We start from the raw sequence: 22,738 nt of genomic DNA on the forward strand, positions 1-22,738 counted from the left end.
GGACGGCGCGCCCGGTCAGCCCTGCTTCACTTGACGACGTTGCCGATCTTCGGAGCGGGCTCGTTCTTGTAGTTCGCCGGGCCGAAGTTGTCCTTCACGGCCTTGTCCCAGGAACCGTCCGAGACCATCTTGGTGAGAGCGTCGTTGATCTTCTTCTTGAGATCGGCGTCGCCCTTCTTCAGGCCGATGCCGTAGTTCTCGTTGGTCATCTTGAAGCCGGCCAGCTTGAACTTCCCCTGGAACTCCTTCTGCGAGGCGTAGCCCGCAAGAATGTCGTCATCGGTGGTCAGGGCGTCGATGACCTTGTTCTCCAGGCCGGTCAGGCACTCCGAGTAGCCACCGTAGGTCTGGAGCTGCGCCTTCGGGGCCAGCTTGTCCTTGACGTTCTGCGCCGAGGTGGAACCGGCGACCGAACACAGCTTCTTGCTGTTCAGGTCCTCCGGCGACTTGATCGAGTCGTCGTCGGCGCGGACCAGGATGTCCTGGTGCGCCAGCAGGTACGGGCCGGCGAAGTCGACCTTCTTCAGACGCTCGTCGTTGATCGAGTAGGAAGCGGCGATGAACTTCACGTCGCCGCGCTCGATCGCCGTCTCGCGGTCGGCGCTCTTGGTTTCCTTGAAGACGATGTCCTTGGCGTCGTAGCCGAGTTCCTTGGCGACGTACGTGGCGACGTCGACGTCGAAGCCGGTGAACTTGCCGTCCGGCGTCTTCAGCCCCAGACCGGGCTGGTCGATCTTGATGCCGATGGTGATCTTGCCGCTGCCCGAACCGTCCGAACCGCCGTCCTTCTTGTCGGAACCACAGGCGGTGGCGGTCAGGGCGAGAGCGAGCACGGCGGCCGAGGCGGCGGTGACCTTACGAAGCTGCATGATGACATTCCCTAAAGTTGACGCGATGCGGGTGACCGGCCGGTTCACGGACCGGTGGCGAGGAATCGATCGGCTCGGGCCGACCGGTTCCGGTCGATCGGTTCCGATCAGTGGTGAAGGATCTTCGAGAGGAAGTCCTTGGCCCGGTCGCTGCGCGGGTTGCTGAAGAACTGGTCGGGCGTGGCCTCTTCGACGATCTTCCCGTCCGCCATGAAGACGACCCGGTTCGCGGCAGAACGCGCGAAGCCCATCTCGTGCGTGACCACGACCATCGTCATGCCCTCCCGGGCGAGCTGCTGCATGACGTCCAGCACCTCGTTGATCATCTCCGGGTCGAGCGCGGAGGTCGGCTCGTCGAAGAGGATCACCTTGGGATCCATCGCCAACGCCCGGGCGATGGCCACGCGTTGCTGCTGACCGCCGGAGAGCTGGGCCGGGTACTTGTCGGCCTGCGTCGCGACACCCACCCGCTCCAGCAGCGAACGGGCCTTGTCCTCGGCGGCCTTCTTGTCGGTCTTGCGGACCTTTATCTGACTCAGCATCACATTTTCGAGCACGGTCTTGTGCGCGAAGAGATTGAACGACTGGAAAACCATCCCGACATCGGCACGCAGCCGTGCCAGCTCCCGGCCCTCCTGCGGCAGCGGCCTGCCGTCGATCGAGATGTCGCCCGAGTCGATCGTCTCCAAGCGGTTGATCGTGCGGCACAGCGTGGACTTTCCGGACCCGGAGGGTCCGATGACGACCACGACCTCGCCGCGGGCGATGGTCAGGTCGATGTCCTGGAGCACATGCAGCGCGCCGAAGTGCTTGTTGACGTTGCTCAGTACGACAAGGTCGTTCGCCGCGGGTGCGGCGTCCTCGGCGCCCTTGGTCACTGAAACTCCGCTCATCGGCTTCTTGCTCCGTCCTCCTCGGTTGGGAAGGACCCTAGGGTTGCGGCGCGACCAGCGTCATCACATCTGAGCGAGAATTGAGGATAACGATCCGGTGGCGCCCGGACACACCCTGTGACCAGGGATGTGGGTGGGACACCCCGGGCGTACCGGGTGGATAACAGATGGCCCGACGCGAGGGGCGGGCTCTTGACTGGCGTACCGCTCATCGGAGTGGATGCCCTGGTACGCCATCACGTGAAACACCTCCGTACGGGGAAGTGACCAGAGGCGTACGAAACACGACACCGGGAGCGGCACGGGCTCCGCACGCGCGCCCGCGCGGACCCCCGTGGCCGCGAACGCCCCGCGGCAGCCGGTACCGCACCGTCGCAGCATGGAAGGAGGGCGTATGAGACTGCTGCTCGTCGAGGACGACAACCACGTCGCGGCCGCGCTCTCCGCGATCCTCGCCCGGCACGGCTTCCAGGTCGTCCACGCACGCACCGGCGAGGACGCGCTCCAGGCGCTGCTGCCCGCGGACACGGAACCCTTCGGCGTCGTGCTCCTCGACCTCGGCCTGCCCGATCAGGACGGCTACGAGGTGTGCGGGAAGATCCGCAAGCGCACGTCCACACCGGTCATCATGGTGACCGCCCGCGCCGATGTCCGCTCGCGGATCCACGGCCTCAACCTCGGGGCCGACGACTACGTGGTCAAGCCGTACGACACCGGCGAACTCCTCGCCCGCATCCACGCCGTCAGCCGGCGCACGTCGGCCGGCGAGGACACCGTGTCCACACCGGTCGCCGCGCTGCGCCTGGGGGACGTCCGGATCGAGCTGCCGACCCGCCGGGTCAGTGTGGACGGTTCGGAGATCCAGCTCACCCGCAAGGAGTTCGATCTGCTCGCGCTGCTGGCCCAGCGGCCCGGTGTGGTCTTCCGCAGGGAGCAGATCATCAGCGAGGTGTGGCGCACGAGTTGGGAGGGCACGGGCCGCACGCTCGAAGTGCACGTCGCGTCCCTGCGTTCCAAGCTGCGGCTGCCCGCATTGATCGAGACGGTGCGCGGGGTGGGCTACCGCCTCGTCGACCCGGCCGCGTAGCGGCGGCGGAGACGAACAGAGGCCTACGTCCCAGGTGCGCACCCGGCTGCTTCCCCTCCTCATCGTGCTCATGGCGAGCGTGTTGCTCGCCCTCGGCTTCCCGCTGGCCGTGAGCGTGGCCAACGCCGAGCAGCAGCGCGTCGTCATCGACCGCATCGACGACGCCGCGCGGTTCGCCGCGCTCGCCCAGTTCGTCGCCGAACGCACTCCCGGCTACGAGGAGCGGCGCGACACCCTGAGGGGCGAACTCGGCACCTACGACTCGGTGTACGGCATCCACGCCGGCGTCCTCTACCGCGACGACAGCGCCATGGCCAAGGCCCCGGCGGACTGGCAGCTGCCCCTGGACGGGGAGGGGCGGGAGGCGTTCCAGGAGGCGCTCCTCGGGCGGCGCAGCCACGATCCGCAACAGGTCTGGCCCTGGCAACGGGGCAGGATCGTCATCGCCTCGCCCGTCGTACGGGACGGCGATGTCGTCGCCGTCGTGGTCATCGACTCGCCCACGTCCGAGATGCGCGCGCGCACGCTGCGCGGCTGGCTGCTGATCGCCGCGGGCGAGGCGATCGCCATGCTGGTGGCGGTCGGCGCCGCGATCAGACTCACCGGCTGGGTGCTGCTGCCGGTACGGACCCTGGACGCGGCCACCCACGACATCGCCAGCGGCCGGATGAGATCGAGGGTCGCGGCCTCCGGCGGCCCGCCCGAACTCAGGCGTCTGGCCCGCTCGTTCAACGAGATGGCCGACAACGTCGAGAACGTGCTGGAGCAGCAGCGCGCCTTCGTCGCCGACGCCTCGCACCAACTGCGCAATCCCCTCTCCGCGTTGTTGCTGCGGATCGAGCTCCTCGCGCTCGAACTCCCCGAGGGCAACGAGGAGATCGCCTCCGTGCGCACGGAGGGCAAGCGCCTCGCCCAGGTCCTGGACGACCTGCTCGACCTGGCGCTCGCCGAGCACGCCGCGGCCGACCTGCGACTCACGGACATCGGCGCGCTCACCGAGGAACGCGTCGCCTCCTGGCGTCCGGTCGCCGACGACAAGGGGGTACGGCTCCGGTCGGACGGACCGACCGCGGTGACGGCCTGGACGGACCCCATCGCGCTGTCGAGCGCCCTCGACGCCGTCATCGACAACGCCCTCAAGTTCACCCCCGCCGGGAAGGAGGTCCTGGTCACGGTCGGTTCCGGACGCGACGACGTCACGGTGGTCGTCGCCGACCACGGCCCCGGCCTCACGCCGCAGGAGCTGGAACGCGTCGGGGACCGGTTCTGGCGCAGCACGCAGCACCAGAACGTGAAGGGATCGGGTCTCGGACTCTCCATCTCCAAGGCCCTCCTGGCCGCGGGCGGCGGCTCCCTCGACTACACGGCCAACGAACCGCACGGGCTGCGCGTGACGGTGACGGTGCCGCGCAACGGCCCGCAGGGCTGAGCGGCCGTACCGTGCGCGCGGTCACGGCCCGACCGGGCGGCCGGGTACGACCAGGTCGCCGCCGGGCGGGACCCGTGCACGGGCCGGCGCGCGTCACGGACCGAGGGGCACGGACCACGGACCAGGCCCTGCGCACCACCGGTCACGGCTTGACCGAGCGGTAGTACTGCTTGGCCCCCTCGTGCAACGGCAACGGATCGGTGTAGATCGCCGTCCGCAGGTCCACCAGTTGGGCCGCGTGCACCTCGCGTCCGATCCGGTCCCGGCTGTCGATCACGGTCCTGGTGAACGCCGCGGTCATCGACGGATCCGTGCGGTCGGTGGTCACCAGGACATTGGCGATCGCCAATGTGGGCACCGCCTGACCCTGCTGCGCGTTGCGGTAGGCGTCGGCGGGCATCACGGCCGACCGGTAGTGACGGGCGGCCCCGCCCACCGCCTGAAGCTCCTTGACCAGCGACGCCTCCAGCGGAACCAGCCGGACCGCGAACCGGTCCGACAGCTCCTGCACGGCGGAGGTGGGCAGTCCGCCGGACCAGAAGAAGGCGTCGAGCCGGCCGGTCTCCAGCTGCCTCGGCATGGTGTCGATGCCGTCGGGCACCGGTGTCACGTCGTCGTTCGGATCCAGCCCGGCGGCCGCCATCACGCGGTCGGCGACCAGCCGCACCCCCGATCCCGGCTGCCCCACCCCGATGCGCAGGCCGCGCAGGTCGGAGACCTGGCGCACCGGCGAGTCCCGGGGCACCACCAGCTGGACGTAGTCGTCGTACAGCCGCACGCAGCCCCGCAGCCGGTCGGCGCCCGGACCGCGGTCGCGCAGATAGGTGGCGAGGGCGTCGGCGGTGGCGATGGTGAAGTCGGCCTTCCCGGTCGCCACCCGCGCGATGTTCTGCTGGGAACCCTCACTGGTCCGCAGCCGGATCGACACCTGCGGCAGATCCCTGGCGAGGTCGCCCATCAGCCGCTCGCCGTAACGCTGGTAGACCCCACTGCGCACCCCGGTGCTGAACGTCAGCGTCCCGCTCGGCGCCGGCTTCCCGAGCGGCAGCAGCCACCACAGCGACAGCCCGAGCACGACGACGAGGACGGCACCCGCCCGGAGGGCGCGCCGGCGGCCGATACGGGAGAGCGCCTGGAGCATGGCGGCGATCCTGCCAGCCCGTCCCCGCGATGACCAGGGCCGGGGCTCCGGAGCGGGAGGCGCTCCCGGGACCGCCTACCCTTGAGGGATGACCAGCAGCAGCGACCGGAGCCTCGCAGTGGACGTCCAAGCACCCAAGAGCTACGAAATCCGCACCTACGGGTGCCAGATGAACGTCCACGACTCCGAGCGGTTGTCCGGTCTGCTGGAGGGCGCGGGTTACGTGCGGGCCGCCGAGGGCTCCGACGGGGACGCCGACGTCGTCGTCTTCAACACGTGCGCGGTGCGGGAGAACGCCGACAACAAGCTCTACGGCAACCTCGGCAGGCTCGCCCCGATGAAGGCCAGGCGCCCCGGCATGCAGATCGCCGTCGGCGGCTGCCTGGCGCAGAAGGACCGGACCACCATCGTCGAGCGGGCCCCCTGGGTGGACGTCGTCTTCGGCACGCACAACATCGGCAAGCTGCCGGTGCTGCTGGAGCGCGCCCGCGTCCAGGAGGAAGCCCAGATCGAGATCGCCGAGTCCCTGGAGGCGTTCCCCTCCACCCTGCCCACGCGTCGCGAGTCCGCCTACGCGGCGTGGGTCTCCATCTCCGTCGGCTGCAACAACACCTGCACCTTCTGCATCGTCCCGGCGCTGCGCGGCAAGGAGAAGGACCGCCGCACCGGCGACATCCTCGCCGAGATCGAGGCACTGGTCGCCGAGGGCGTCTCGGAGATCACCCTGCTCGGCCAGAACGTGAACGCGTACGGCTCGGACATCGGCGACCGGGAGGCGTTCTCCAAGCTGCTGCGCGCCTGCGGGACGATCGAGGGCCTGGAACGGGTCCGCTTCACCTCGCCGCACCCGCGTGACTTCACGGACGACGTGATCGCGGCCATGGCCGAGACGCCCAACGTGATGCCCCAGCTGCACATGCCGCTGCAGTCCGGCTCGGACACCGTGCTCAGGGCGATGCGCCGCTCGTACCGCCAGGAGCGCTTCCTCGGCATCATCGAGAAGGTGCGTGCCGCGATGCCGGACGCCGCCATCTCCACCGACATCATCGTGGGCTTCCCCGGCGAGACCGAGGAGGACTTCGAGCAGACCCTGCACGTGGTCCGCGAGGCGCGCTTCGCCAACGCCTTCACCTTCCAGTACTCCAAGCGCCCCGGGACCCCGGCCGCCGAGATGGAGGGGCAGATCCCCAAGGAGGTCGTCCAGGAGCGCTACATGCGTCTGTCCGCCCTCCAGGAGGAGATCTCCTGGGAGGAGAACAAGAAGCAGGTCGGCCGGACGCTGGAGATCATGGTCGCGGAGGGCGAGGGCCGCAAGGACGGCGCCACGCACCGTCTCTCCGGCCGCGCCCCCGACAACCGCCTGGTCCACTTCACCAAGCCCGACGAGGAGGTGCGCCCGGGCGACGTGGTGACGGTGGAGGTCACGTACGCGGCCCCGCACCACCTGCTCGCCGAGGGACCTGCGCTGGGGGTGCGGCGGACCCGGGCCGGGGACGCCTGGGAGAGGCGCAACGCCGCCGAGGCGGCCAAGCCGGCCGGAGTGATGCTGGGGCTGCCCGGCATCGGCGCCCCGGCCCCGCTGCCGGCCGCGGCTGCCCCCGGCTGCGGCTGCGACTGAGAGCCCGGCGCCCCGCCCGCTCCGGTGGTGACGGCGGACCGGCCGCGGGGCGGCGACGGCCGGCCGGAGTCGCGTGCTCACGCAGTACGCTGCCGACCATGCTTGTCGCCGCCGCTGTCTGCCCCTGTCCGCCCCTGCTGGTACCCGAGGTCGCCGCCGGTGCCGCGCCCGAGCTCGACGCGCTGAGGAAGGCGTGCGCCGATGCCGTGGACGTGCTCGCCACCGCCCGGCCCGACCTGTTGATCGTGGTCGGGCCCGCCGCCCACGCGGGCCGGGGACCGCACTCCGAGGGTGCCACCGCCACGTTCCGGGGCTTCGGCGTCGATCTCGGCGTACGGCTCGGGCGCGACCTGGGGCGGGTGGCGGACCGTCCGCTGCCGCCGTCCCTGGCCGTGGGCGCCTGGCTGCTCGCTGACGCACGCTGGTCGGACGCACCCGTCGAAGGCCTCGGCGTGGGGGAGCCCCTGGAGACCGAACGCTGCGTGAGCTCGGGGCGGGAGCTGGCCGCCCGGGCGGACCGGCTGGCACTCCTGGTGATGGGCGACGGCAGCGCCTGCCGCACGCTCAAGGCCCCCGGCTACCTGGACGAGCGCGCCGAGGCGTTCGACGCCGCCGCCGCGCGCGCCCTGGGCGAGGCCGATCCCGGCGCCCTGATCGCATTGGACGCGTCGCTCGCACACGAACTGAAGGCGGCCGGCCGCGCGCCCTGGCAGGTCCTCGCGGGCGCGGCCGAAGGGGCCGACCTGCGCGGACGGCTGTTGTACGAGGACGCCCCGTACGGCGTCGGTTACCTGGTCGCCGCCTGGTCCTGAGACCCGTACGGGAGTCGTCCGCGGCCCCGGGACCCGTACGGGGGAGGGCACCGCACGGAGTCACGCGTGCGGCGGGCGGCCGTGCGGTCTTCGCACCGCGTGGCCGCCCGTCGGCGCGGTCCTCCCGTTCCGCCGGACGTCCCGGTCGGCGGGACGCCACCAAGCGGCCGAGTGTCACGAAGCGGGCGGTGGCGCGCTCGGCGGCGTGTCGTCCCCGCGCTCGGGCGCACCGTCCTCGTGCTTGTGGGACAGGCGTTCGACCGCTTCCTTGGCCTTTCTCGTGCCGGACTCGATCTTCTCGCTGTACTTGCCCTTGGTCTTTTCGTCGACCGTCCGTGCCGCCTTGTCGAGGCCGTGGTCGATCTTGTCCCCGTGCTGATGCGCGAGTTCGCCGACCTTTTCCCTGGCGGGGCTCAGCTTGGCCTTCAAAGTGTCCAGGAAGCCCATCGGGCACCTTCCCTGTTGGAAGAAACCATGGTCGGGCGTCCTGTCCGGTCCGGCCGCCGACCGCTTCGCCCACCGGCTTCGCAGTCGAATTCCAAACCATGAAAAACGCCCGTATTCACGTAGAAATTCTACTGGTTTGAGCGAGGATTCGCGTCGTTCGGCGTCGCAGGACCGGCGCCGCCCCGGGCCGCCCCACTCGTTCGGGAACAGGGCGGAAGGTTTGCGAGACTGGGGCGGTGACAAGCTCAGCTCCCGCACCGCGGGTCATCACCGTCGTCGGCCCCACCGCTGCCGGAAAGTCCGATCTGGGGGTGTTCCTCGCTCAGCGGCTCGACGGCGAAGTGATCAACGCCGACTCCATGCAGCTCTACCGGGGCATGGACATCGGCACCGCGAAGCTGACGCTCCCCGAGCGCGGGGCCGTGCCGCACCACCTGCTGGACATCTGGGACGTCACGGAGACCGCCAGCGTCGCCGAGTACCAGCGACTGGCCCGCGCGGAGATCGACCGGCTGCTCGCGGCGGGGCGCACCCCCGTCCTGGTCGGCGGCTCCGGCCTCTACGTGAAGGGCGCCATCGACGCACTGGAGTTCCCCGGCACGGATCCGGAGGTGCGGGCCAGGCTGGAGGAGGAGCTGACCGAGCGCGGCCCCGGGGCGCTGCACGCCCGGCTCGCCGCCGCCGACCCCGAGGCGGGCCGGGCCATCCTGCCGAGCAACGGCCGGAGGATCGTCCGGGCCCTCGAAGTCATCGAGATCACCGGCAGACCCTTCACCGCCAACCTTCCGGGTAACGATGCGGTGTACGACACCGTCCAGATCGGCGTCGACGTGGCCCGTCCCGAACTCGACGAACGCATCGCCCTGCGGGTGGACCGGATGTGGGAGGCCGGACTCGTCGACGAGGTGCGCGATCTGGAGGCACGAGGTCTGCGCGACGGACTGACCGCCTCCCGGGCGCTCGGCTACCAGCAGGTGCTGGCCGCGCTGGCCGGGGAATGCACGGAGGAGGAGGCGCGCGCCGAGACGATTCGCGCCACCAAACGATTCGCGCGCCGTCAGGACTCGTGGTTCCGCCGCGACCCGCGGGTCCACTGGCTGAGCGGTGCCGCCGAGGACCGCGGGGAACTCCCGCACCGGGCTCTGGCGTTGGTCGAACGAGCGGTTACAGCCTGATCACGTGATGGCATCGGGACGCCCCGCTCGTCATTCCGGTGCCTCGGGGCGTGCCATCATCGAGCATCGATCGATCAGTGGAGTCCGAGTTGGGAGGGCGCGTGGCGATGGAGGCCGGCCCTCGCGACACGGAAGACGACGCACCGGACACGCGACACGCGCCCGCGCACGACCAGGTTCACGCGACGGCGCATGGGACGGGCCGCGAACCGGCGCGTCTGAGCCCCGACGGGCCCGACGAACTCGACGTGCCCGCCGAGGTCGAGGTCGAGCTGCGGCCCGCAAGGCGGATGCGCATCTGGCAGCTCGCGCCGATCGTCGCGCTCGCCGCGGTGGGCTCGCTGATGTTCGCCTTCCCACTCGCCTTCGAGTTCGGCGACGGCGGCGCGGTCGTCGCCATGCTGGGCCTGCTGATCAGCGGCTGTGCCGCGGGCTGGGGCATGATGGCCGCCCGCCGCGTCGGCTACACCTGGCCCGGACTGCCGCAGCGGGGCACGGGCGAACGGCCCGACTGGCGTGTGATCGCCCTCTACGTCGCCGTCTGCCTCGTCCTGGTCGCCCTGGCCGTCGGGCGCGTGGCCCGGCTCCGCTGACCTGCTCCGACGGCCCCTCCGGCGCTGCCCGACGGCGTGCCCGGCGACCGGCCGCGTCCCGTTCCCGTCCCGCCCCGGCGCTCCGCCCGGCCCGGTTTCGGCGGGCGTCGCCGCCGCCTCGTACAGTTGCCCTGTGAGCACCTCGCAGATCACTTTCCTCAAGGGCCACGGAACCGAGAACGACTTCGTGATCGTTCCCGACCCGGACGACGCCGTGGACCTGCCTCCCGCGGTCGTCGCACGGCTGTGCGACCGCCGGGCCGGTATCGGCGGGGACGGGCTGCTGCACGTTGTACGGTCCGCCGCGCATCCCGAGGCGCGTGCCATGGCGGACGAGGCCGAGTGGTTCATGGACTACCGCAATGCCGACGGCTCCGTCGCCGAGATGTGCGGCAACGGCGTACGCGTCTTCGCCCGTTATCTGCAGCGCGCCGGGCACGCCGAGGCGGGCGACCTCGCCGTCGCCACCCGGGGAGGCGTCAAGAAGGTGCACATCGCCAAGGACGGCGACATCACCGTCTCCATGGGACGCGCGACCCTGCCCGAGGACGGGGTCACGGTCACCGTGGACGGCCGCGGCTGGGACGCCCGCAACGTGAACATGGGCAATCCGCACGCCGTCGCCTTCGTCGATGAACTGGAGCACGCGGGCGCCCTGCTGGCCACCCCGTCCTACAGTCCCGCGGCCGTTTACCCCGACGGCGTCAACATCGAGTTCGTCGTCGACCGGGGTCCCCGCCATGTGGCCATGCGGGTCCACGAGCGCGGCTCGGGGGAGACCCGCTCCTGCGGCACGGGCGCCTGCGCCGTCGCCGTCGCCACGGCCCGCAGGGACGGCGCCGACCCCGCGCGGACCGGTACCCCGGTCACGTACACGGTCGACCTGCCCGGCGGCACCCTCGTCATCACCGAGCACCCGGACGGCGAGATCGAGATGACCGGCCCCGCCGTGATCGTCGCCGAGGGCGTCATCGATCCGGCCTGGCTCGCCGCCCGGCCCGCGTAGCGGCCCGAGCGGGCGCCACCACCCCGCACCGGCCGGGTGGTCGCGTACGGGCGATGCCTGACATGACCGAAACGGCAAGGCCCAAGGCTTCGCTCGAATGGGTGATCCGTTTCACGCTGGGCAAGAGCGGGACTCCGCCACGTGGTGGGCTCGGTAGCATCAAGCACCGGCCCGGAGGTGCGACCGTGCCTTCCCCCCTGCCGGTCGACGTCGCCGGAGGTACCCCCCCATGAGCGCAGAGGCCGCCAACCCTGGTACTCCCATCCGCAGGCGGGGCCGCCCCCGGATTGACCTCCGCAGGCTCGGCCGCGTCGCGCTCCTCGGCTCCGTACCGCGTGACCGACTTCCCGATGCGATCGGCCATGTCGCCGAGGCACACCGCGCCCATCACCCCGATGCCGACCTCTCCATCCTGCAGCGCGCCTATCTGCTCGCGGAGTCCTCGCACCGCGGACAGATGCGCAAGAGCGGCGAGCCGTACATCACGCACCCCCTCGCCGTTACCCTGATCCTCGCCGAACTCGGCGCCGAGACCACGACACTGACCGCCTCGCTGCTCCACGACACCGTCGAGGACACCGAAGTGACGCTCGATCAGGTGCGGGAGCAGTTCGGCAAGGAGGTCTGCTACCTCGTCGACGGCGTCACCAAACTGGAGAAGGTCGACTACGGCGCGGCGGCCGAACCCGAGACCTTCCGCAAGATGCTGGTGGCCACCGGCGACGACGTCCGGGTGATGTCGATCAAGCTCGCCGACCGGCTCCACAACATGCGGACCCTCGGTGTGATGCGCCCGGAGAAGCAGGCCAGGATCGCCCGGGTCACCCGTGACGTGCTGATCCCGCTCGCCGAACGGCTCGGCGTGCAGGTGCTCAAGACCGAACTCGAAGACCTCGTCTTCGCGATCCTCCACCCCGAGGAGTACGAACGCACCCGGGCGCTGATCGCCGCCGCCGGACCCGACCCGCTCGCCCCCATCGCCGAGAACGTCGCGGCGGTGCTGCGGGAGGCGGGCATCCTCGCCGAGGTCCTCATCAGACCGCGCCACCACTTCTCCGTGCACCGGGTCAGGATCAAACGCGGCGAACTGCGCGGTACCGACTTCGGACGCCTGCTGGTCCTCGTCGGCGAGGACGCCGACTGCTACGCCGTGCTCGGCGAGCTGCACACCTGCTTCACCCCGGTGATCTCCGAGTTCAAGGACTTCGTCGCCGCGCCCAAGTTCAACCTCTACCAGTCGCTGCACACCGCGGTCGTCGGCCCCGAGGGCGCGGTCGCCGAAGTCCTCATCCGCACGCACCGGATGCACAAGGTCGCCGAAGCCGGCGTCATCGCCCTCGGCAACCCGTACGCGGCGGACGGCGGCTCCGGACCCCAGGCCGCCGAACCCGCGGACGGGGAACGCGCCGACCCGACCCGGCCCGGCTGGCTGTCCAGGCTCCTGCAATGGCAGCAGTCGGCACCGGACCCCGACACGTTCTGGACCACGCTCCGCGCCGACCTCGCCCAGGACCGCGAGATCACGGTCTTCCGCACCGACGGCGGCACGCTCGGACTGCCCGCCGGAGCCAGCTGCGTCGACGCCGCCTACGCGCAGTACGGGGACCGGGCGCACAACTGCGTCGGCGCCCGGGTCAACGGCCGGCTCGCCACCCTCGGCACCGTGCTGAGCGACGGCGACACGGTGCAGCCGCTGCTCGCCGAGGACGCCGGTTCCGGCCCCTCGCGCGCCTGGCTCGACCACGCCAGAACCCCCGCGGCCCGGATCGCCATCACCGGCTGGCTGGAAGCCCACCCCGAGCCTCCCCAGGGACCGCACGGCGGCCGGCCGTCCGGGCCCAGGCCCGAACCGCAGCCCCAGGAGACCCCCGCGACCGCGGGCGCCGTGGTGGACCGGCCGGACGCCACCGTGCGCCTCGCGGGCTGCTGCACGCCCGTGCCCCCCGACGACGTCACCGGCTTCGTCGTCCGCGGCGGCACGGTCACCGTGCACCGGCGGGAGTGTCCCGGGGCGGCCCGGATGCGGTCCACCGGCCGGACACCGGTCGGCGTCCGCTGGGGCGAGGCGGCCGCGTGCCGGGTCACGCTGGTCGCCGAGTCGTTCGGGCGCCCCCGGCTGCTCGCCGACCTCACCGAGGCGATCGCGACGGCGGGGGCCGCCGTCGTGTCCGCCACCGTCGAACCCCCCAGCGAGCAGCGCGTCCGGCACACCTACACGCTCGAACTCCCCGACGCCGCCGGACTTCCGGCGCTGATGCGCGCGATGCGCGACGTAGCGGGGGTGTACGACGTGAGCCGCGCCCGGCACCCCGCGGGCGCCGTCTGATCCCTGCGCCGCGCCGCGGGGACCTCGTTCGAGTGGTGCGGCGCGTGCCGCGCCTGCCTGTCCGGGCGTCGCTGATAGCGGTAGTCCATGCCGTTCATCTCCCGCCGTGCGCGGGCCGCTCTGCTGGCCGCCGCGTCGGCCGCCCTCGTCGCCGCCGCCCTTCCGTCGCCCGTGCCGCTCGGCATCGGCGACCGGCTCTTCCCTCATCTCGGCAACCCCGGATACGACGTCCTCTCGTACGACATCGGACTGACCTACCACGGCAACAACAGCCGGCCGATGGACGCCGTCACCACCATCGACGCCCGGACCACCGAACCGCTGGACCGGATCAACCTCGACTTCACCCACGGAACCGTCCGCGCGGTCGCGGTCAACGGCCTGCGCAGCGAATTCGCCACCGTGGGCGAGGACTTGGTCGTCAGCCCACCCGGCCACCTCCCGCCCGGAGCGCCGTTGCGCATCACCGTCCACCACACCAGCGACCCCGGGGGCGCCCAGGACACGGGAGGGTGGGTGCGCACCGCCGACGGCCTGGCCATGGCCAACCAGGCCGACGCCGCCCACCGCGTCTTCCCGGGCAACGACCACCCCGCCGACAAGGCGTACTTCACCTTCCGGGTCACCGCGCCCAAGGGCCTCACGGCGGTGGCCAACGGACTGCTCGTCGGCACCGCCCGGCACGGCGACACGACCACCTGGACCTATCGCACCGAGCACCCCATGGCCACCGAACTGGCCCAGGTCGGCATCGGCCGGTCCACCGTGCTGCACCGCACCGGACCGCACGGACTGCCCGTGCGCGACGTGGTCCCGACCGCCGACCGCGAGCGCCTGGAACACCGGCTCGGCAAGACCCCGGAACAGATCGCGTGGATGGAGCGGCAGGTCGGACGGTACCCCTTCGAGACGTACGGACTGCTCGTCGCCGACACCCGGACCGGCTTCGAGCTGGAGACCCAGACGATCTCCCTCTTCGAACGGTCCCTGTTCGTGGGGGACGGCTACCCCGACTGGTACGTCGAATCGATCATGGTGCACGAGCTGGCCCACCAGTGGTTCGGTGACAGCGTCTCGCCCCGGACCTGGTCCGACCTGTGGCTCAACGAGGGACACGCCACCTGGTACGAGGCACGCTACGCGGAGGAGCACGCCGGGAAGTCGCTGGAGAGCCGGATGCACGACGCCTACGTCCGGTCCGACGGCTGGCGTGCCGCGGGCGGCCCGCCGGCCCGCCCCACGACGCCCGAGCCGGGCAAGAAGCTCAGCCTCTTCCGGCCGGTGGTGTACGACGGAAGCGCGCTGGTGCTGTACGCCCTGCGCCAGGAGATCGGCGCGAGCGCGTTCGACCGGCTGGAGCGGAGCTGGGTGAGGAAGCACCGGGACTCCACCGCGGACACCGCGGACTTCGTCCGGCTGGCGTCGCGGATCGCGGGCCGCGACCTGACCTCGTTCTTCGAGGGCTGGCTGTACGGCGAGAGGACCCCGTCGATGCCGGGACACCCCGATTGGCGCAGTGCCGATCCGGGCGGCCGGTGACGCGGGGCGCACGGGCGGCCACGAGCGCGGCCCGGCCGCGGCAAACTCGGGTGACGAGCCCGGAGCGGCCGTGCCACTATCGACGGGTCGCCACGGCGGCCGGACCGATGATTCGCCGCACCGGGAATCATCGGGAGAGGTCACACGTTGTGACAGATGTAACGGACTTCCATCGACGTAAGGATCCAATGACCTCCTCTTCTTCCCTTCCCCAGGACGCGCGGTACGCGCGGAGTGCTACGGAGAACACCACCGAGAGCCTCACAGAGGGCCTTCGGGCCGACGCCCTGATGGAAGAGGACGTCGCCTGGAGCCACGAGATCGACGGAGAGCGGGACGGCCACCAGTTCGACCGCTCCGAGCGCGCCGCGCTGCGACGGGTGGTCGGTCTCTCCACCGAGCTGGAGGACGTCACCGAGGTCGAGTATCGCCAGCTGCGCCTGGAGCGCGTGGTGCTGGTGGGCGTGTGGACCTCGGGGACCGCCCGAGAGGCGGAGAACTCCCTGGCGGAGCTCGCCGCGCTGGCGGAGACGGCGGGCGCGCAGGTGCTCGACGCCGTCTACCAGCGCCGTGACAAGCCCGACCCGGCCACCTACATCGGCTCCGGCAAGGCGCTGGAGCTGCGTGACATCGTCCTCGAATCGGGGGCCGACACCGTCGTCTGCGACGGTGAGCTCAGCCCCGGCCAGCTGATCCATCTGGAGGATGTCGTCAAGGTCAAGGTGGTCGACCGGACCGCCCTGATCCTCGACATCTTCGCCCAGCACGCCAAGTCCCGAGAGGGCAAGGCGCAGGTCTCCCTGGCGCAGATGCAGTACATGCTGCCGCGCCTGCGCGGCTGGGGTCAGTCGCTGTCCCGGCAGATGGGCGGCGGCGGTTCCAGCGGCGGCGGAGGCATGGCGACCCGCGGCCCCGGTGAGACCAAGATCGAGACCGACCGGCGCCGGATCCGCGAGAAGATGGCGAAGATGCGCCGGGAGATCGCGGAGATGAAGACCGGCCGCGAGATCAAGCGCCAGGAGCGCAAGCGCAACAGGGTGCCGTCGGTCGCCATCGCCGGCTACACGAACGCGGGCAAGTCCTCGCTGCTCAACCGGCTCACCGGGGCGGGCGTCCTGGTGGAGAACGCGCTGTTCGCCACCCTGGACCCGACCGTGCGCCGGGCCGAGACGCCGGGCGGCCGGATCTACACCCTGGCCGACACCGTCGGGTTCGTACGGCATCTGCCGCACCACCTCGTCGAGGCGTTCCGCTCCACCATGGAGGAGGTCGGTGAGTCCGACCTGATCCTGCACGTGGTGGACGGCTCCCATCCGGCCCCGGAGGAACAGCTCGCCGCGGTCCGCGAGGTGATCCGCGACGTCGGCGCGGTGGACGTGCCCGAGATCGTGGTGGTCAACAAGGCGGACGCCGCCGATCCGCTGGTGCTCCAGCGACTGCTGCGCATCGAGAAGCACGCGATCGCCGTCTCGGCACGCACGGGCGACGGCATCGACGAACTGCTCGCGCTCATCGACACCGAACTGCCCAGGCCGTCGGTCGAGATCGAGGCACTCGTGCCGTACACCCGGGGCGGTCTCGTCTCGCGCGTGCACGCCGAGGGCGAGGTGACCTCCGAGGAGCACACGTCGGAGGGCACCCTCCTCAAGGCCCGGGTCCATGAGGAACTGGCCGCGGAGCTCTCCGCGTTCGTTCCCGTGGCGCACTGACGGCGCGGCACCACCCGGTACGGACCGAAGGCCCGTTCCCCGAGAGGCACATGCGCCTCCCGGGTAACGGGCCTTCGCCGTCGACGCCGCCGGGCCGCGCGTCACACGCCCGGTCGCGACGCCGTCATCGTGAACGGGCGTCGTCACCGGACACCGGTCCGGTGACGCCCCGTCCTCACTGTCCCGCGTACTTCTTGCTGACCGCCTCGTAGACGCCCTCGGCCTCCTTGCCGAACCGCGGTCCGGCAAGCCAGCCGGCCGTCACCGGGCCGATGGAGGTGTTCGAGACCAGCGCGGGCTTGCCGTCCCGGCCGGTCGCGACCCAGCCTCCGCCGGAGGCGCCACCGGTCATCGTGCAGCCGATGCGGTACATCGTGGGGTCCTGTGCGGTCAACGACAGCCGGCCCGGCTCGTCCTCGCAGCGGAACGCCTTCTGGCCGTCGTACGGAGGCGCCGCCGGGAAACCGGTGGCGGTCATGGTGCCGATCTTCGACACGGCCGGGGCATCGAACTCGACGGGCAGCGCGGAACCGACCGTCTCCTCCAGGGACTTGCCCGTCGACCCCTTCTCCGGCGTGACGCGCAGCACCGCGAAGTCGTACGGCGCCCCCTGCCCACCGACCGAGGATCCCTGGGAGATCCACTGGTCGGACGTCTGCGCCCACTGCCCCCACCACACGCCGTAGGGGGCCATCTGCTCCCTGGTCGCCTTCTTCAGCTCGGCCGTGGGCAGACCCTCGTTGTTGTACGACGGCACGAAGGCGATGTTGCGGTACCAGCCGCCCTTCTTGCCCGCGTGCACACAGTGCCCCGCCGTCCACACCAGATTCGACTTACCGGGGTGCGCCGGGTCCTTCACCACGGTCGCGGAGCACACCATGGAGCCCTCGGGGCCGTCGAAGAAGAGCTTCCCGGACTCGGCGGCGCTGGCGTGGTACGGCGTTCCGACGGCGACGGCGCGCACCGGCGCCGGCGTCGGGTCCGTCACGCCGACATCGCCCGAGATGTCGTTCTCGACCGGCCGCTCCGGCGCCTTGTCGGCATCCCGCATCCGGTCGGGGTCCCAGAGGTCCTCGATGATCGGATTGACGAAGTCCCTGGCCTCGCGCAGCCACTTCTCCTTGTCCCAGTTCTTCCACTCGCCGTTCCGCCACCGGTCGAGGTCGATCCCGCGGTCCTTGAGCCGTTCCTTCAGATCGTCCGGGATGGTGATCTTGCCGTCGGACGCCTGGGTCGCCGCCGCGTTCGGCTTGTCGCCCCCGGTGTCCTCCTCCGGCCCGCAGGCGGTGGCGGTGAGTGCGAGGACCGCGCTGACCGCGGTCACGGCCGGCAGCGAGAAGCGCGTACGCCGCACACCCCTCCGGCGTGCGGCGAGAGCCGGTCGACTGAGTCGCATGTGGTGATCCCCCTGGGACTTCGTAACTCAACACTTCGGTACGGCACTTCGGCGCTGTTGCGGGCCAACGGCCTCGAACGCCCTGTCGGCATGCGGAAGGCCGCCCGAGCGCCTGGTGCGGCCCCCCACTATGCCGGTGCCGGTGGGGACGGCGTGAGGCAGGTCCGTGGTTCCACCCCCGCAAGGATCTTCGGATATACCCGTGATCCGCCGGGCCCGGCGTCGTTGGTACGTGCGAGGGACCCCGGGGAGGGAGTTCATCCCCCGAGTCCGACCGTCCGCGCACCGACGTACCGACCCACCGACGTGCGACGCAACCGTTCCAGCGGGAGGACCGACAGCCGTGGCCGTGACCGAACCAGCTCCGGTGGCGTACGAGGGGATCCTGCGCCGTCAGTCGATGCGCGAGTCCGCCGCCCGTACCTACGCGCGCTCACTGCCCATCGTCCCGGTGCGCGCCAGGGGGATGACCATCGAGGGCGCGGACGGGCGGCGGTATCTCGACTGCCTCTCGGGAGCCGGCACACTGGCGCTCGGTCACAACCATCCGGTGGTGCTGGAGGCCATCAAGAAGGTGCTCGACTCGGGAGCGCCCCTGCACGTCCTCGACCTCGCCACCCCGGTCAAGGACGGGTTCACCACCGAGCTGTTCGCCACCCTGCCGCGCAGGTTCGCCGACGACGCCCGGATCCTGTTCTGCGGACCCGCCGGGACGGACGCCGTGGAGGCCGCCCTCAAACTGGTCCGTGCCGCCACCGGCCGCGACGGACTCCTCGCCTTCACGGGCGCCTACCACGGCATGACCGAGGGCGCCCTGGCCGCCTCGGGAGGTGCCGAGGACGTAAGGGTGACGCGCCTGCCGTTCCCCCGCGACTACCGCTGCCCCTTCGGGATCGGGGGAGAGCGCGGCGCGGAGATCGCCGCCCGGTGGGCCGAGAACCTCCTGGACGATCCGAAGGGCGGCGTGCCGGCCCCGGCCGGGATGATCCTGGAACCGGTCCAGGGGGAGGGCGGGGTGATCCCGGCCTCCGACGACTGGATGCGCCGCATGCGCGAGATCACCCGCGCCCGGTCCGTGCCGCTGATCGCCGACGAGGTCCAGACGGGCGTCGGCCGCACCGGCGCCTTCTGGGCGGTCGAGCACAGCGGGATCACCCCCGACGTGATGGTGCTCTCCAAGGCCATCGGCGGTTCCCTCCCGCTCGCCGTCGTCGTCTACCGCTCCGCGCTCGACACCTGGCAGCCCGGCGCGCACGCCGGCACCTTCCGGGGCAACCAGCTCGCGATGGCCGCCGGAACCGCCACTCTCTCCTACGTACGGAAGAACGGCCTCGCCGAGCGCGCCGCGACGCTCGGGGCCCGGATGCTCGCCCGACTCCAGGGCCTGGCGGCGGCCCATCCGTGTGTCGGGGACGTCCGGGGCCGGGGACTGATGATCGGAGTGGAGCTCGTCGACCCCGAGGCCGCCGCGCCCGACGGCAGCCCCGAACCGCCGCCAGCCCCCACGCTCGCCGCCGCCGTCCAGCAGGAATGCCTGCGCCGCGGTCTCATCGTCGAACTCGGCGGACGCCACTCCACCGTCGTACGCCTCCTGCCGCCCCTCACCCTCACCGACGAACAGGCGACGGCGGTCGTGGACCGTCTCGCCGACGCCCTGGCAGCCGCCGAGCGACTGCCGCACCGCCGGATCGCGACCGGGCCGATCCACTGACCCGGCCACCTCACAAGGAAGACCGCAGTGAACCCCACCCCCCCGCCCCGGGCCGATGGCCCGCCCCCCACGCCGCAGCGAGCGGAGGCCGGACCCGCCGGAAGCCTGCTCGCCGAGCCCACCGTGCCGCGCCAGAAGGCCGCACCGGACGACGAGCGGTACCCCCAGCCGACCCGGACCGCCGAGGCGCCGCCGGACGACCACGTCGACCACTTCGACCCTCTCGACCACCCGGACCCGCTGCGCGCCGCCGACGCGACGGGCGTCGAGAACCTCCTCCGCTGCTGGGTCCGTGAGAGCGACCTGGCCCGCCCCGAGGCGGACGTGCTGCGCGTCCCCCTGCCCGCGAGCGGAACGGCATTGCTCGTCCCCGTCGTGCACTGGTCCGTCACGGGCTGGCACCGGTTCGGGCCGCCCGTCCTGGAAGGGGCGCCCGACAGCGCGCCGTCCGTCGACGCGGTCACGGTCGCCGCCCTGCTGAGCCGCGAGGCCGACCGCGACGAGGGAGCCGACATGGTGGCGCGGGTCGCCGACTCGGTCCGCCGCACCGCGGGCTTCATCGCGGCGCGGCGGCGCGCCCCCGAGCCCCCGGCCGCGGCGGACCTCTTCCTCACGGCCGAGCAGTCGCTGGTCCTCGGCCACCCGCTCCACCCGACGCCCAAGAGCCGTGAGGGGCTCTCCGAATCAGAGGCCCGCCGCTACTCGCCCGAGTCGTACGGTTCCTTCCCACTGCACTGGATGGCCGTCGACCGGTCCGTCCTGGCCACCGACTCCGCCTGGACCGAACGCGGCCGTCCCGTGCCCGCCACGGAACTGCTCACCGCCCAGGCCGAAGGGCTGCGCCTCCCCGAGAACACCGCACCGGTCCCGCTCCACCCCTGGCAGGCCCGCGACCTGCTGCACCGGCCCGAAGCGGCCGCCCTGCTCGACGCCGGGCTCCTCCGCGACCTGGGACCGTACGGCGGGCACTGGCACCCCACCTCCTCCGTCCGCACCGTGCACCGGCCCGGCGCCGAGCTGATGCTCAAGCTCTCCCTCGGCCTGCGCATCACCAACTCCCGTCGTGAGAACCTCCGCAAGGAGCTCCACCGCGGGGTGGAGGTCCACCGCCTGCTGCGCAGCGGGCTCGCCGCACAGTGGCACGCCGCCCACCCCGGCTTCGACATCGTCCGCGACCCCGCCTGGCTCGCCGTCGACGGCCCGGACGGCGCGCCCGTCACCGGCCTCGACGTGGTGCTGCGGCACAACCCGTTCGGTCCGCACGACGACGCGGTCTGCATCGCCGGGCTCACCGCTCCGCGTCCGTGGCCGGGACGCAAGGCCATGCACTCGCGCCTCGCCGAGGTAGTCCTCTCCCTCTCCGCAGCCACCGGCAGGGGCGTGGGCGCCGTGGCCACCGAGTGGTTCCTGCGCTACCTCGACCGGGTCGTACGCCCCGTGTTCTGGCTCGACGCCCACGCGGGCGTGGCCCTCGAAGCGCATCAGCAGAACACCCTGGTGCTGCTCGACGGCCACGGCTGGCCCGTCGGCGGCCGGTACCGCGACAACCAGGGCTACTACTTCCGTGAGTCGCACCGCGCCGCCCTGGAACGACGGCTTCCCGGCATCGGAACGGTCAGCGACACCTTCGTCTCCGACGAGGTCACCGACGAACGCTTCGCCTACTACCTCGGGATCAACAACGTGTTCGGGCTGATCGGGGCCTTCGGCTCCCAGCGGCTCGTCGACGAGCGGGTCCTCGTCGCCGCGTTCCGCCGGTTCCTCGGCTCGGCCGCCGCACTCGGTTCCCCGCTGCCCGCGCACCTCCTGGACAACACCCATCTGCGGTGCAAGGCCAACCTGCTGACCCGGCTGCACGGCCTCGACGAACTCGTCGGTCCCGTCGACACCCAGTCCGTGTACGTCACCATCGCCAACCCGCTGCACGTCTGAACGACAGCGACGACAGGAGACCGCATGACCGGCGAAAGAGCGGGACCGGCGAAGGCCCATGACCGACGCACGACCATGACCACCGCCTGAACCACCGGGAGGAGAGCGACACCATGGCTTCCGCCGACGCGCCCACAGGCGCCGGTACCGGCCCGGCCCCGCAGACCGACACGAGCGCCGAGGACACCCTGGACCTGCCGCTCTCCGAGGAACTCCTCGGTCTGCTCGGGGACGGCGCGGGTGCCACGGCCACCGCCGAGGCACCACCCGTGACGCCGGACGCGCCCGGGCCGTCGGCCTCGTCGTCCGTGTCGTCCGCCTCGCCCGTGTCGTCCGCGATGTCGTCCGTGACGTCCGTGACGGCGGCATCGGGCGGCGCGGTCCAGACGGATGCCGCCCGCACCACGGCCACCGGCACGACCGTCCCCCGTACTCCGGAGAGCGCAGCGGCGTCCGCCGGCCTGCTCGACCGGCCGGCGGACTGGGGCCCCGCCAACACCCCGGCCGGAGTGTTCCAACTCGTCCCCGTGCGACTGGAACGCGATCTCGCCCTCATCAGCCGCTGGATGAACGACCCCGCGGTGGCGGCGTTCTGGGAACTCGCCGGAGCCGAAACGGTCACCGCGGACCATCTGCGCCCCCAACTGGACGGCGACGGACGCAGCGTGCCGTGCCTCGGGGCGCTGGCGGGCATCCCCATGAGCTACTGGGAGATCTACCGCGCGGACCTCGACCCGCTGGCCCGCCACTACCCGGCACGCCCGCACGACACCGGGATCCACCTGCTCGTCGGAGGGGTCGACGACCGCGGACGCGGCGTCGGCACCACCCTCCTCCGGGCCGTCGCCGACCTGATCCTCGACAACCGCCCCCTGTGCGGGCGCGTCGTCGCGGAACCCGACCTGCGCAACACCCCGTCCGTGTCCGCCTTCCTCAGCGCCGGCTTCCGTTTCTCCGCGGAGATCGACCTTCCCGGCAAACGAGCCGCCCTGATGGTCCGCGACCGAACCCACCGGGCCCACCTGTGAACGAACGACTGCGATACATACACCGCT

At 71.6% G+C, this 22,738-nt stretch carries 18 protein-coding genes; 13 read left to right on the forward strand and 5 right to left on the reverse strand.

The window, feature by feature from the left end; all coding sequences use genetic code 11:
* Positions 1–26 precede the first annotated feature (26 nt).
* On the reverse strand, positions 27–869 hold the full coding sequence (locus AB0E67_RS28150; protein ID WP_362031743.1) for a glutamate ABC transporter substrate-binding protein: 843 nt from the start codon (positions 867–869) through the stop codon (positions 27–29).
* A 107-nt stretch (positions 870–976) separates the two neighbouring features.
* Positions 977–1,762, reverse strand: a complete 786-nt coding sequence (locus AB0E67_RS28155; protein WP_362031745.1) for an amino acid ABC transporter ATP-binding protein — start codon at positions 1,760–1,762, stop codon at positions 977–979.
* A 394-nt stretch (positions 1,763–2,156) separates the two neighbouring features.
* Here AB0E67_RS28155 and AB0E67_RS28160 point away from each other — a divergent pair, with 394 nt between their 5' ends.
* On the forward strand, positions 2,157–2,849 hold the full coding sequence (locus AB0E67_RS28160; RefSeq protein ID WP_362031747.1) for a response regulator transcription factor: 693 nt from the start codon (positions 2,157–2,159) through the stop codon (positions 2,847–2,849).
* 34 nt (positions 2,850–2,883) lie between these two features.
* Positions 2,884–4,278, forward strand: a complete 1,395-nt coding sequence (locus AB0E67_RS28165) for an ATP-binding protein (RefSeq protein ID WP_362031749.1) — start codon at positions 2,884–2,886, stop codon at positions 4,276–4,278.
* 142 nt (positions 4,279–4,420) lie between these two features.
* Here AB0E67_RS28165 and AB0E67_RS28170 read toward each other — a convergent pair whose 3' ends face one another.
* A complete protein-coding gene (locus tag AB0E67_RS28170) occupies positions 4,421–5,419 on the reverse strand; it encodes a TAXI family TRAP transporter solute-binding subunit (RefSeq protein ID WP_362031751.1) in 999 nt (332 codons plus the stop codon).
* An 88-nt stretch (positions 5,420–5,507) separates the two neighbouring features.
* Between AB0E67_RS28170 and miaB the strand changes: the two genes are divergently transcribed.
* Both miaB and AB0E67_RS28180 read left to right on the forward strand, forming a co-directional pair.
* Positions 5,508–7,037 carry a tRNA (N6-isopentenyl adenosine(37)-C2)-methylthiotransferase MiaB gene (miaB, locus tag AB0E67_RS28175; RefSeq protein WP_362031753.1) on the forward strand — a complete coding sequence of 510 codons (1,530 nt, stop codon included), beginning with the start codon at positions 5,508–5,510 and terminating at the stop codon, positions 7,035–7,037.
* A gap of 98 nt (positions 7,038–7,135) precedes the next feature.
* Positions 7,136–7,849, forward strand: coding sequence for a class III extradiol dioxygenase subunit B-like domain-containing protein (locus tag AB0E67_RS28180; RefSeq protein ID WP_362031755.1), 714 nt, complete (start codon positions 7,136–7,138; stop codon positions 7,847–7,849).
* Positions 7,850–8,023: 174 nt separating this feature from the next.
* On the opposite strand, the gene AB0E67_RS28185 is transcribed toward AB0E67_RS28180, so the two are convergent.
* Positions 8,024–8,296 carry an antitoxin gene (locus tag AB0E67_RS28185; protein ID WP_362031757.1) on the reverse strand — a complete coding sequence of 91 codons (273 nt, stop codon included), beginning with the start codon at positions 8,294–8,296 and terminating at the stop codon, positions 8,024–8,026.
* 236 nt (positions 8,297–8,532) lie between these two features.
* On the opposite strand from AB0E67_RS28185, the gene miaA reads away from it, so the two are divergent.
* The 6 genes from miaA to hflX all read left to right on the forward strand — a co-directional run bounded on the left by miaA (position 8,533) and on the right by hflX (position 16,644).
* Positions 8,533–9,471 (forward strand): tRNA (adenosine(37)-N6)-dimethylallyltransferase MiaA, encoded by a 939-nt coding sequence (gene miaA / locus AB0E67_RS28190; protein WP_362031758.1) that lies wholly within the window; start codon positions 8,533–8,535, stop codon positions 9,469–9,471.
* A 107-nt stretch (positions 9,472–9,578) separates the two neighbouring features.
* Positions 9,579–10,064, forward strand: a complete 486-nt coding sequence (locus AB0E67_RS28195; protein ID WP_362031798.1) for a hypothetical protein — start codon at positions 9,579–9,581, stop codon at positions 10,062–10,064.
* A gap of 133 nt (positions 10,065–10,197) precedes the next feature.
* The gene (gene dapF, locus AB0E67_RS28200; RefSeq protein WP_362031760.1) at positions 10,198–11,070 is read left to right on the forward strand and encodes a diaminopimelate epimerase; all 873 of its coding nucleotides are present in this window, start codon (positions 10,198–10,200) and stop codon (positions 11,068–11,070) included.
* A gap of 229 nt (positions 11,071–11,299) precedes the next feature.
* Positions 11,300–13,396, forward strand: coding sequence for an HD domain-containing protein (locus AB0E67_RS28205; RefSeq protein ID WP_362031762.1), 2,097 nt, complete (start codon positions 11,300–11,302; stop codon positions 13,394–13,396).
* Between the two features lie 87 nt (positions 13,397–13,483).
* Positions 13,484–14,935 carry a M1 family metallopeptidase gene (locus tag AB0E67_RS28210; RefSeq protein WP_362031764.1) on the forward strand — a complete coding sequence of 484 codons (1,452 nt, stop codon included), beginning with the start codon at positions 13,484–13,486 and terminating at the stop codon, positions 14,933–14,935.
* A gap of 188 nt (positions 14,936–15,123) precedes the next feature.
* Complete coding sequence (hflX, locus tag AB0E67_RS28215) at positions 15,124–16,644, forward strand: GTPase HflX (protein WP_362031766.1); 1,521 nt, start codon at positions 15,124–15,126, stop codon at positions 16,642–16,644.
* A 175-nt stretch (positions 16,645–16,819) separates the two neighbouring features.
* Here hflX and AB0E67_RS28220 read toward each other — a convergent pair whose 3' ends face one another.
* On the reverse strand, positions 16,820–18,040 hold the full coding sequence (locus AB0E67_RS28220) for a hypothetical protein (RefSeq protein WP_362031768.1): 1,221 nt from the start codon (positions 18,038–18,040) through the stop codon (positions 16,820–16,822).
* A gap of 343 nt (positions 18,041–18,383) precedes the next feature.
* Here AB0E67_RS28220 and AB0E67_RS28225 point away from each other — a divergent pair, with 343 nt between their 5' ends.
* From AB0E67_RS28225 to AB0E67_RS28235, 3 genes are all read left to right on the forward strand, one after another.
* Positions 18,384–19,751, forward strand: a complete 1,368-nt coding sequence (locus tag AB0E67_RS28225) for a diaminobutyrate--2-oxoglutarate transaminase family protein (protein ID WP_362031770.1) — start codon at positions 18,384–18,386, stop codon at positions 19,749–19,751.
* A gap of 27 nt (positions 19,752–19,778) precedes the next feature.
* Entirely contained in the window at positions 19,779–21,683 is a 1,905-nt protein-coding gene (locus tag AB0E67_RS28230; protein ID WP_362031772.1) for an IucA/IucC family protein, read from the forward strand.
* Between the two features lie 113 nt (positions 21,684–21,796).
* Entirely contained in the window at positions 21,797–22,711 is a 915-nt protein-coding gene (locus tag AB0E67_RS28235) for a GNAT family N-acetyltransferase (RefSeq protein WP_362031774.1), read from the forward strand.
* The last annotated feature ends 27 nt before the right edge of the window (positions 22,712–22,738 follow it).

The organism is Streptomyces sp. NPDC032161 (assembly GCF_040636995.1).
In the GTDB taxonomy this organism is placed as follows: Bacteria; Actinomycetota; Actinomycetes; order Streptomycetales; family Streptomycetaceae; genus Streptomyces.

What these genes read in the sequence shown, in the direction of transcription:
- AB0E67_RS28150 (WP_362031743.1), bottom strand. Translation starts at nt 869, where the DNA reads ATGCAGCTTCGTAAGGTCACCGCCGCCTCGGCCGCCGTGCTCGCTCTC.
- AB0E67_RS28155 (WP_362031745.1), bottom strand. Translation starts at nt 1,762, where the DNA reads ATGAGCGGAGTTTCAGTGACCAAGGGCGCCGAGGACGCCGCACCCGCG.
- AB0E67_RS28160 (WP_362031747.1), top strand. Translation starts at nt 2,157, where the DNA reads ATGAGACTGCTGCTCGTCGAGGACGACAACCACGTCGCGGCCGCGCTC.
- AB0E67_RS28170 (WP_362031751.1), bottom strand. Translation starts at nt 5,419, where the DNA reads ATGCTCCAGGCGCTCTCCCGTATCGGCCGCCGGCGCGCCCTCCGGGCG.
- miaB (WP_362031753.1), top strand. Translation starts at nt 5,508, where the DNA reads ATGACCAGCAGCAGCGACCGGAGCCTCGCAGTGGACGTCCAAGCACCC.
- AB0E67_RS28180 (WP_362031755.1), top strand. Translation starts at nt 7,136, where the DNA reads ATGCTTGTCGCCGCCGCTGTCTGCCCCTGTCCGCCCCTGCTGGTACCC.
- AB0E67_RS28185 (WP_362031757.1), bottom strand. Translation starts at nt 8,296, where the DNA reads ATGGGCTTCCTGGACACTTTGAAGGCCAAGCTGAGCCCCGCCAGGGAA.
- AB0E67_RS28195 (WP_362031798.1), top strand. Translation starts at nt 9,579, where the DNA reads ATGGAGGCCGGCCCTCGCGACACGGAAGACGACGCACCGGACACGCGA.
- AB0E67_RS28205 (WP_362031762.1), top strand. Translation starts at nt 11,300, where the DNA reads ATGAGCGCAGAGGCCGCCAACCCTGGTACTCCCATCCGCAGGCGGGGC.
- AB0E67_RS28210 (WP_362031764.1), top strand. Translation starts at nt 13,484, where the DNA reads ATGCCGTTCATCTCCCGCCGTGCGCGGGCCGCTCTGCTGGCCGCCGCG.
- hflX (WP_362031766.1), top strand. Translation starts at nt 15,124, where the DNA reads ATGACCTCCTCTTCTTCCCTTCCCCAGGACGCGCGGTACGCGCGGAGT.
- AB0E67_RS28220 (WP_362031768.1), bottom strand. Translation starts at nt 18,040, where the DNA reads ATGCGACTCAGTCGACCGGCTCTCGCCGCACGCCGGAGGGGTGTGCGG.
- AB0E67_RS28235 (WP_362031774.1), top strand. Translation starts at nt 21,797, where the DNA reads ATGGCTTCCGCCGACGCGCCCACAGGCGCCGGTACCGGCCCGGCCCCG.